Source organism: Brunnivagina elsteri CCALA 953, assembly GCF_002289455.1.
Classification (GTDB): Bacteria; Cyanobacteriota; Cyanobacteriia; order Cyanobacteriales; family Nostocaceae; genus Brunnivagina; species Brunnivagina elsteri.
Genome location: NZ_NTFS01000247.1, coordinates 1 through 10,022, shown reverse-complemented (window position 1 = coordinate 10,022; position 10,022 = coordinate 1). Strand labels below are relative to the sequence as shown.

9 protein-coding genes and 1 pseudogene are annotated in these 10,022 nt (G+C 36.4%); 3 read left to right on the top strand and 7 right to left on the bottom strand.

All coding sequences use genetic code 11. The annotated features are described in order from the left end of the window. The 3 genes and pseudogenes from CK510_RS19705 to CK510_RS19695 all read left to right on the top strand — a co-directional run. Positions 1–281 (top strand): annotated as a pseudogene (locus CK510_RS19705) (hypothetical protein); the annotation flags it as partial. Positions 282–656: 375 nt separating this feature from the next. Next, complete coding sequence (locus CK510_RS19700; RefSeq protein ID WP_095723324.1) at positions 657–929, top strand: hypothetical protein; 273 nt, start codon at positions 657–659, stop codon at positions 927–929. Beyond that, complete coding sequence (locus CK510_RS19695) at positions 926–1,294, top strand: clan AA aspartic protease (protein WP_095723323.1); 369 nt, start codon at positions 926–928, stop codon at positions 1,292–1,294. The genes CK510_RS19700 and CK510_RS19695 overlap by 4 nt, the downstream gene beginning before the upstream one ends. Before the next feature lie 50 nt (positions 1,295–1,344). On the opposite strand, the gene CK510_RS19690 is transcribed toward CK510_RS19695, so the two are convergent. From CK510_RS19690 to CK510_RS19660, 7 genes are all read right to left on the bottom strand, one after another. After that, positions 1,345–2,913, bottom strand: coding sequence for an AAA family ATPase (locus CK510_RS19690; RefSeq protein WP_095723322.1), 1,569 nt, complete (start codon positions 2,911–2,913; stop codon positions 1,345–1,347). Positions 2,914–2,921: 8 nt separating this feature from the next. Further along, a complete protein-coding gene (locus tag CK510_RS19685) occupies positions 2,922–4,295 on the bottom strand; it encodes a hypothetical protein (protein ID WP_095723321.1) in 1,374 nt (457 codons plus the stop codon). Next, positions 4,295–4,624, bottom strand: coding sequence for a hypothetical protein (locus CK510_RS19680; RefSeq protein ID WP_095723320.1), 330 nt, complete (start codon positions 4,622–4,624; stop codon positions 4,295–4,297). Before CK510_RS19680 ends, CK510_RS19685 begins: the two co-directional genes overlap by 1 nt. Before the next feature lie 11 nt (positions 4,625–4,635). Next, complete coding sequence (locus CK510_RS19675; protein ID WP_095723319.1) at positions 4,636–6,459, bottom strand: type IV secretory system conjugative DNA transfer family protein; 1,824 nt, start codon at positions 6,457–6,459, stop codon at positions 4,636–4,638. A gap of 4 nt (positions 6,460–6,463) precedes the next feature. Further along, entirely contained in the window at positions 6,464–7,009 is a 546-nt protein-coding gene (locus CK510_RS19670) for a histidine kinase (protein WP_095723318.1), read from the bottom strand. A gap of 92 nt (positions 7,010–7,101) precedes the next feature. After that, positions 7,102–8,946, bottom strand: coding sequence for a hypothetical protein (locus tag CK510_RS19665; protein ID WP_095723317.1), 1,845 nt, complete (start codon positions 8,944–8,946; stop codon positions 7,102–7,104). A gap of 28 nt (positions 8,947–8,974) precedes the next feature. After that, positions 8,975–9,730 carry a hypothetical protein gene (locus CK510_RS19660; RefSeq protein ID WP_095723316.1) on the bottom strand — a complete coding sequence of 252 codons (756 nt, stop codon included), beginning with the start codon at positions 9,728–9,730 and terminating at the stop codon, positions 8,975–8,977. Positions 9,731–10,022: the final 292 nt, after the last annotated feature.

Here is a 10,022-nt window from a genome sequence, read left to right as displayed (position 1 = left end):
GTTTAAAGTCTATTCAACATAATACTAATTGGTTACTTAATTATTCTCCAAAAAAGGCAAGGACTTTATCTGGTTTGAAAATATCGCAGGATATTGTGGAATGTCAGGTGAGGATGCAAGATGGGTTTGAAAGTATGTATTCACTTTCAATTCAAGATTGGTTGTCCCTGTGGGAATATTTTGCAAATCAGAAAAATAGATATGCGATCGCACTTCTCAAAGCTTGTGCCAAGGAAGGTATTGATGTACTGATTGCTGGGGCTATTGCTGAAAATAACTAGTACCGCTCAACGTAAATGTACATACCTTGTTCAAAGGTTATAAGCCGTAGTATTTTCGTTGATTCTAATGTTATGTTTACTTGCGTCAAGCTGTACTAGTGCATCGTGGCTGAAATAACTACTTCTAAACCTCACTTTCTAGCTGTGGGTCATCTTCGGATGGATGCCAACCACCTTTTACCCAAAGCCGACGGGCTTTGACATTTAAATGCGGAACAGCTTACCAGTAGTAAAATTGTATCGATAGCCATTACAACGCGCTCCATGCCAAGGCTAAGTTATCAGGTACTAACAGAAATTGTTCCAGCAGATTTTTACTTCTGTTTTACAATCGAAATAGAAAATTGCAAAATTTGCAGGGAGAATATTAGCTTTATGTCCAAACCCAAACTTAGCGATGAAGAAATTACCCAACGTGGTAGAGAACTCTACGAAAACAGTATTCGTCTAAGAGTAGAAACACCAGACAATATTGGCAAAATTATCTCAATTAATGTAGAAACTGGCGAATATGAAATAGGTGATGATTTACTTGTAACGAGTCTCAAGATGCGAACAAAACAAGCCAATGCAGCACTTTGGTCGGAAAGAATTGGATTTAATGCTGTTTATGCGGTTGGTGGTACGTTATTTAGGATAGCAGAGTGATAAATGGAAGCGTCGTTGGACTTCAAGCTCAAATCGGTATAATTTTTTGCCTCCCAGGAAGTCCAAGTTTAGAAATTAAGTGTGTCATGGATACGGGATTTGAAGGTTTTTTAACCTTACCTCCTGCTGCGATTACAACACTTGGGTTGAGCTATGTTACCAGAATAAACGCCAATCTTGCCGACAATTCCAACATTGCTACTGATGTATATTTAGCAACTATTTTATGGAATGGTGCAGAACGTGATGTACCCGTTTTAGCAATGGGTCGTCGTCCATTAGTTGGAACTGCACTGCTTAAAGACTACCATCTTGGTGTTGATTTTCGTGATGGTGGCACAGTTGCGATCGCACAAATTTCCTAAACTTTTCTCTTATCAAAGTTATACTCCTTCCAGGACTGTCCTAACGCAATTTATCTATCACCCCAAAAGGAAGTAATTACGGGAGCAAATTCTGACGTATCGGTACTCGAAGCAGGCTGACAAATATATTTAGCACGATTTTCGATCGCCAATATTCTATCAGTATCCCGCACGTATAAAGGAACCATCATTTCTCGTTGCTCAAGTAATTCCTGCAACCCAATTTCCATTTCTCTACCCTGATAAAACAAAGCACGGGCTGATTTCTCAACTATCCTCGCTAACTCCGCACCAGTACAATTGACGGTTTGGTTGAGAATTATCCGCCATTCCTTTGGTGTTAGGACATCGCTATTTTTATAACGCTCATCAAATCGAGCTAAATGCAGCATCAAAATTTGCTTACGTTCGTGAGCTTGGGGAAATCCCACATAAAATATCTCGTCAAATCTTCCTACTCTGGTTAGTTCTGGTGGTAACGCATCGAGCCGATTCAGGGTAGCAACTACAAACACCATACTTGTTTTATCCTGTAACCAAGTTAACAACGTCCCCAAAATTTGCCGAGAACTGATATCCTCCCCCGACTCATTGGATGCGGCAAAAAGCTTATCGAACTCGTCAAAATACAGCACCACAGGAGCGCAAGCTTCCACCCGTTCCAATAGCTGTTTGAGATAATTTGCACCACCTGCGACAACTGCTGCGGTATCAATATTGACGAGTGGGAAAGTGAGGATTTGTGCGATCGCACTTGCAGCGAGAGTTTTTCCGGTTCCCGGTGGTCCGACTAATAAACAGCCTTTGGGAAGGGGAATATTTGCATCTCGCGCTTGGGGTAAAAAGTCGTGTTTGACGTTTTCGATATATTCTTTGAGTAAATCTAAACCACCAAAATCGGGAGCATTGGGTTTGGCAATAAAATTTAAGTTGAAGGAACGAAAACGGTTGATTTTATATTCGAGTAAATGTTTAGCTAGAACATCAATTGTCGGACAATCGCAGCTATTAAGCCCAAGTTTCAGTCCTAAACGGATTTCTTCTTGAGTCAAACCACTTCCGGCATTAACTAATATCGAATTATCGGAATTATCAAAATCTGGATATAGAATTAAAACGTCATCAACAATATCAGAAATATCACCACGACTCGGTAGTGGCATAGATATAGATGGAATTAAGCGATTTAAACTATCTGGTAACTGTATATCATCATTTGAAATAAGAAGGAGATACTTACCAGTATGATTATTTTCTAATTCAAAATAGATGTTGGTGAGATGAGAAGTGATTTTGTGAGTATCTATGATATTTGAAGATAGCAAATTTTCAAATACAAAAACTCCAGATTCGTCAGAATCCAATAAATAATCAAAGCTAGTAAATAGGGTTTGATATTGAGTATGTAGATTGACAAAATTTATTTTATGATTATCTGCGAATCGAATTAACTTCAAGCATCCCCAAGCCGCAGTACATAAATATAGGGGAATCTGTTTACGATGTGTACATTCAATGTAGATTTTCTTCAATAAATTCATCCGCTCTTGGATTGGAGCATTAATACAAATAATTGGGACACCAGAATCAATCAATAAATTCAATTGCGATATATTCATTAACTTACTTACCTTTCTTGATAATTAGTTAATTTAAGAGAATTTGCTGCTTCTTTTTTCATACTTGCTTGTAATTTAGGTATAATTTGCTCGAAATAAACTAAATCGCGATCGCTCATATTACTAGTTACCTTACCTCCAGCTTTTTCAAGTAACTTACCTCGTCCATCTTTTGCTTCAATAATTACATTCCCATCGGGATTTGCTTGCCATTTATAGGAAAATACACCATCAATAGTCACATCCTTTTGTTGTTTAGCAGCATATCCCAAAAGTGCGCTTGTGATTTTATCAACACGAGCAAAATATTCAGCTTCTTGATTACCTACTGGAGCAAAAGAAGCGGGAACTGTTTCATTTTGTTGTAGTGAAGTTTGTAATGTTGTAAAATCATTGATATGATTACTTTCTAGATTACTTTTCTCAACTTTTAATCCTAAAGGAGTCGAACGAAACTGCATTATTTGCTTGTTCGTTGCCGATTCCTTAATTTCATACAGCGAACCATTACGAGAAATTTGGTAATCGCTAGCTTGATACTGACTATCTCTTGCTTGCGTTTGCAGGTGAAATAAGTTTTTAATCGATGCTGCAAATTGATGTTGAGTTGAATTTGCTTGATATTCGCTGATTCCAATTTTTACAGCAGAAGTAAAGCTGGTTATCACAATAGAAGCTTTATTTTTTAATTCTTGCCACCATGATGTATTTTGTGGTTGCTGTAATCGTTGTTGGATTAATTCTTGGTATAAATTCCGTTCCTGTTGTAATGCTTTAATTTCTGATTGTAATTGTTCTACTTCCGCACTTAATAAAGCTTTCAATGGACTATCTTCTAATACTTTTAAAGATTCTGCAACTCGCGTTGAACCTGGAACTTGAGTTTTAGTATTCTTAATTTGATTATTTTCTATTGCTGGAAATTCTGGATAAATAATTTTGTCGCTACCATTTCTGGTTTCTAAATTACTAAGTTCTTTTACCTGTTCCTGCTTTACATCTCGAATTACTTCTTGCTCTAATAATTCATTGACAATTACCCTCCCATCTTCATTTGAATGTAAAACTACTTTTCCATCCAATTCAACTCGCTTATTAATCGCTCCCTCAACGACTTCTCCAACTGGTGTAGAACGTAATTGTTGTAATTGGGTAATAAGTTGAGGATTTAAAAGTTGTCCTGATAAACCAGATATTTCATCCTTAACATAATTACTATCCTGTCCATAAACTAATTTATTATCATCAAATATTTTCAATCCTTGCTTTGAATTGTCCAGTTTGGCATCTAGTAATGCTCTTAATAATACCTCAATGACTTGTTCATAATACTGCTGCATTGAATTAGCATCACCAGAATCAACAACAAATATATCTGGCATCACAATAACTCCCGAAAAGCTACAGCTAATATTTGTAAGCGATTAATTACTAATGCCGAACCAACATAAAAAATAGCCAATTCTCCATCGATTAACCAAGCTGTAAATTCACTTTTCTGTTCGGAATTACGTGTAGATTCATAGGATAAATAGCCGTGAATTCTCCCAGACAATAAACCATATTGGTCAAATACCTCGACAATATTAGGACAATAATTTCTGCTAAAAGGTGCTTTGTCCATAACTTGAATAATCATCTCTAGCCATTGAGGATAACGCGATAAAACAGAAAATATCTCTGGGCTAAAATTCACTTTTAAAGTTTGCATAATTATTTCTCCTAAAAAATATTAGTAAGTTCCTCTGGAGATGGTATATGTTCATCTTTATCGGGTAGTGGAAATAGTTTTTCTGCTAATTCCCTACGTTCTAAAAACTGTTGAGAACGTTCTTTATCACTGATTTGGATTCCATTACTCCCAATTAACTTTTCTCTAATAAAATCCCATTTACTTTCCGACCAATTCATCTCTTCAATGTCAGATTTCGGGACTTTCATTGCTTGCAATAAAGGAATATAAGCTTCTGTTCCACGAGTGTACGCGGGGTTAATTACGACCGCTCTCCCCGTTCCCATCTTGGCAAACTGTGCGGGTTCTAATAAATGCCGTTTTTGGTGGTGTTCGTTGCTACTGCGGGAACCTCCACCTTTTCCCGTACTCTGCGATTTGGAATTAAATTTAATCTCCATTTCACCCAAATAATCGCTGAAAAGCTTTGCTGATTCAGCATCTTGGGGGTTAAAAATGAACTTTGTTGCTGTACCACCGAGAATTGCCCGTGTCAGTTCTTTTCCATACATTTTCTCTAACTGAGCAATATTTTGATACCCCAGGATTCCAACAAAACCATCTTCCCGTCCTTCGTTCAGCCAATTGACGAGCGCTGGTAAATAGAACGTAGGTAGCTCATCCAAAGCAACTATCAGAGGGTCTTTTCGCGGTATGGTACGAGTAATATTGCGCGTCACAATCGCATGTAGAATTGCGGCAAGTAGAGGACTAACGATATCTCTGTTGTTTCTATCCAATCCAAAAATAATCAATTGCTTCCCATCTAAATCGAGTGGTAGCGTCGTTTTCCCGCAAAATGCACCAACAAAATCCCGTTTGAGAAATCTTTGAAACATGCGCTGTGCGGTTCCAATAATCGATGCGGCTGTTTTCTCGGAATCCTTGACGCTGATTAGCTGCGATAATGGTCGAGAAGTCCATACTTTGAGCTTTTCTTTTGATGCTAATTCGAGTCGTGCTGGTAAGTTGGGCAATGATAAAATTGCTTGTGCCATCATCAAATCGCAGTATTTGTCTTCTCCCGTTAGAGTTGCTATCGCTTTGGTAACGAGTAAGATTCCTTCAACCAGCGAATCTCCTGCTTCCTCGAAAAACTTGTCACTGCTGGCATTTCCACCTCTATCGAAATTGCGAGAGATAACTTGAGTGATTTGTGCAGAGGAAATCGCATCTTCTTCATCTCTCAATAAATCTAAAGGATTGCAGGTTTCACTCTCAAGAAAACCCGGTGCGAATATCTTGACGTTGTAACCCCGTTTCATCGCATAAGCTACAGCACGTTTTGTTTGTGCTGGGAATTTGAAATCGTAGAGCAACATGGGGAATCCCTGGTCAAAAGTGCTACGAATTAACGGGTCAATTACTGAGAAAGTTTTACCCGAACCAGCTGCACCAATAACAGCAATTCCACGTTGAGCATCGGGGACGTATAGAGTAGAATTAGGGGAAATTAACGAAGGGTAAAAAGTTGATTTTGATTTGATAAAACCCGATTCATACCACCGTTTTTCGAGAGTATTTTTGATATCACGAGGAGTTCCAATATACAAAGCGACAGAATTGCGAGTTGGCTTTGCTATCTGTTTTTTAGCTTTACTTTTAGCTCTAGATTTTTCTTTACTACCACCCCAATAGCTAGTAGCAACTTTGCCTTTATGATTGGTTCCTGACAAGAGTTTTGAAAGAGCGATCGCAACAAAACAAGCAAGCAATAATAATCCAGATTGTGATTTCATCAAACCTGCTAATTTCTCAACTTGTGTGAGATTTGGTGAGGTAGTAGATTGTTGTATATGGAGATGATTACTCATTTTTTCATTCAGTAGTAAAATCTTGGTTTAATCGAAAATATCTACCATCTTGATAACAGAATTTATTCTTTGATAATAATTGACTTGTGCTGATACTTTGATTAATTATTAAACAAGGAAATCCCTGATTAACAGTATCTGAAACTTGAATTAAATTCTCTTTTTCTGGAAGTAGAGGATTGGCAATAAACTCTAAAATTAGCTTACCTGATTTGTTATAAATCGAATACAAACATCCACCAGCACCACAAAGTTGAAACGAACGAAAATCAAAAATATACAAATCTCCAGCACCATGAGATGGAACTCGCATAACTTGGATTGATGAAACATTAATATAGCGAGCATGTTTTTGAGATAAAACTATTTTTAGTAGAGGTTGTGGTGTTATTTCTTCCGCTTTCTTCCAAGTAAGCATATGACTATTTGAAGACAAATTAACTACCATCAATGATAGGAAAAAAGCTACGAATCCGAGAAATAAGAGTAGAGTTATTACTTGATTTTTACCAAGCTTAAAACTGGGGATTTTGCCAATGTTTTGTAACATGATAAACTATTATCTAAAACTTGACCTGTTTACCGAATAAAGGCAGAGGGTAGGAGTTAGAAGGAAGACAATACCATCTTCCCCCTGCGTTCTTAAAAACAATTCATTGATTGCAAATTCTGCGAGTATTTTGTATTTGCTTTTTCACTATATTCTTTGATTGTATTCCCACTACTAACATCGCTAACTTGTGAATCTATAGGAATATTTGTACCAGCAATATATATTTGAGATGCACGCTCAATTAATCTATCTCCAGTGAAAGATTTACCTGTATTTGGGTCAATTTGTTGTGATGCAGTGGATAGTAAATTATTAGTTTCTGATTCAATTAAACTTTGTTGCTCCGATGGTGAAAAATATTGTGTCATTTCTTCACCTGTAACCTTTTTTCCTGCATCTAATTTCGCTAAAAATTCTTGACCACCAACTTTACTACTAATAATCTTTCTAATATCAGTACGAGAGGACATAAATTGCATTGCACCTAATTCTCTACCACAATTACCGGAAGAATCACATACATAATTACCGACAAAATTATAGTTGTTTTCAGTGTTCGATAAAGCAGAACTTAAAGCATCAACGTTAGTACCAGATGTATGAATGTTTTTACAATTACCTTTTGCTGCTGGTATCAAATTAGAAATAACATCATTCTTTTTATTGGCAATAATCGGAGAATTATTAAAGCGGAAACCACTACTTTTTAAGCCAGTGGAAGTAGAAACAGAATTTTTATTTCCATCAATACTTCCCAAAAATATCGGTTCCTTCTCCCTATAAGTCATAAACGGAACGGGACCGATAAAATAGGGAGTACATCCCAAATCAACAAAATTATTCCGCATACAAACCCGGAAAAATAACGATTGAGAAATCATTCCATCAACTTCAGAAACGTCCCACACAGCTACCTTAAAAGCATCTCCAAATAGATTTCTAGCCGTCGGTTCCTTTCCATCATTAACTGAGCCAAGAATGCCCTTACCACCTTTAACTAATTGATATTTACCACTAATCCAAGCCTTACCATTCACCGCAGAAGAACCAGATAATTCGGTATGGGCACAATTGCGATCGCACGGTACAGCAAATCCTTCTTTGTTACTTCCTGAAATAGTCCTATTTCGCTTTTGTTCGTCAGTTGCAAAGGCAACATCAACTATTCCCATTTCCGTACCCACTGGATTGATGGGATTGGGAAATTGGGAGAAAGGAACTTTATTAAGTCCAGGAATTTTATTAATGTAAACTCCCTGCCATTTATCAAAACTAGCGATGGTTGTAGTCGATAAATTAGGCATTGAATCGAGATTGTAGGATTTTAAATCCAACGATTCAAAGCTTAATTTACCTAAATGAGGTGATTGTTTGAGTAAACTTCCAATAGTTTGATTAGTATTCAAAGATGTTGATAAATCTTGAGATAATAAATCTGAAATTGGTTTGACTTCAGAAATTGGAAATTCTTTTAACTCTGGTATTGCCTTAATTAAACTATCCAAAGTTTGAAATTTTATAACTCCGAAACTATCTAAGCTGATTTTTTGCAAATCCAAGTTAGCAATTTGAGAAATATCTGTAAGTGAAAAATTTTGCAGTTTGAAGGAATCCTGAAAATCACCCAACATAGTAAACGAATCTGGTTTTTGTCCCGCATTCCAACTACGAGAAGGGTTATATCCTAATTTATCTGTGACATTTACAGGTGCTTGAAATGAACCGGATTCGCTAATTGCTGGCATATTAGAAAAGTTGATTTGATTCCAATCAGGTAATCGAGTTTTATCCCAAGTAATTGTGGCAATTTTAGGTTGTTTTGGTAAAGTATTTGATATACTTTGTTGTTGCCATGCAATGAGAATTGAACCAGAAATTAATAGTGATAAACCTAACCCTGCTAAAGATGCTAAATACTTGTTTGTAAATTTCATTTTATCAACCTACCTCAAAATAATTTAATTATCGAGAATTATTAATAAAGCGCTGCTGCAATATTTCGCGATTTCCTAATTCAATCAACCGATTAACTAACTTCATTGAAATTCCACGATCGCGAGCAGCATTATTTATATATTTTCCTGATTTTATATCCGCCAGAAAACTTTCAATTCTCTTCCATAAGTGGGATTCATCGGGAATTAAACTTTGTTGTCTGGCAATATTTAAACCCCTACTTATAGACTGTATATTAGTAATATTTAAAAAGTCCGTTATTTCTAGAATGATGTTAATTTTTGGAGCAATTTCAATAGTGTGATAATTAGGAGTTTTATCTCCCATTACTACCTTAAATAGATATACCTGCCGTTCCGATTTCCCCTTAGTCACAACTGTGAGCAAACTGGTACTTGTACTCGGTAATTGTGGCAATTTTAATCGATTGATTCGTCGTAAATGTATAACTGTTGCTCCTTCCTGTTCACATTGTTGTGATAAACCTCTTAGACAGCCATCAACATCGAGAGACGCGATCGCAGGATTATCTAACCACACTTTTTCGACGATTTCGCCACTTTTAATAAATGAAATATTCACCCCATATCCCGGTGATAATTCAATTTGTGGTATCTTCTGGGAACTATTTCCAGTGGCTATATCCTGGGGAACTTGCTTTACACCATTTCTAATTTCAACAGCATTTACTATCGATAAATTAAATAAGGGTAACGATACAAAGCAACAAAATATAATATTGATACTCCATCTATTAAACATTGCTGAATACCTCACTTAAAACTGAAATGTTTGATTTACAAATATCTGCACATTTGTACCAGATTTAACATACCAAACCTCTTCTTTCTTTTGAATTTCCTGTAATGCTTGTTGATTACGCTGGAGAATTTGCTGAGTTAAAGATTCAAATCCTCCTTCTAAAACTGCTCCTAAGATATTTGAACGACTTCTTCTAACAGAAGAAAAAGAATTTGGGGTACATCCCAGTTTTTATTCTTCCAAGAAAGATAAATAAATCATGAGAAAGTAAAGGGAAATTAAACGCGAACGC

What these genes read in the sequence shown, in the direction of transcription:
- CK510_RS19700 (WP_095723324.1), top strand. Translation starts at nt 657, where the DNA reads ATGTCCAAACCCAAACTTAGCGATGAAGAAATTACCCAACGTGGTAGA.
- CK510_RS19690 (WP_095723322.1), bottom strand. Translation starts at nt 2,913, where the DNA reads ATGAATATATCGCAATTGAATTTATTGATTGATTCTGGTGTCCCAATT.
- CK510_RS19685 (WP_095723321.1), bottom strand. Translation starts at nt 4,295, where the DNA reads ATGCCAGATATATTTGTTGTTGATTCTGGTGATGCTAATTCAATGCAG.
- CK510_RS19680 (WP_095723320.1), bottom strand. Translation starts at nt 4,624, where the DNA reads ATGCAAACTTTAAAAGTGAATTTTAGCCCAGAGATATTTTCTGTTTTA.
- CK510_RS19675 (WP_095723319.1), bottom strand. Translation starts at nt 6,459, where the DNA reads ATGAGTAATCATCTCCATATACAACAATCTACTACCTCACCAAATCTC.
- CK510_RS19670 (WP_095723318.1), bottom strand. Translation starts at nt 7,009, where the DNA reads ATGTTACAAAACATTGGCAAAATCCCCAGTTTTAAGCTTGGTAAAAAT.
- CK510_RS19665 (WP_095723317.1), bottom strand. Translation starts at nt 8,946, where the DNA reads ATGAAATTTACAAACAAGTATTTAGCATCTTTAGCAGGGTTAGGTTTA.
- CK510_RS19660 (WP_095723316.1), bottom strand. Translation starts at nt 9,730, where the DNA reads ATGTTTAATAGATGGAGTATCAATATTATATTTTGTTGCTTTGTATCG.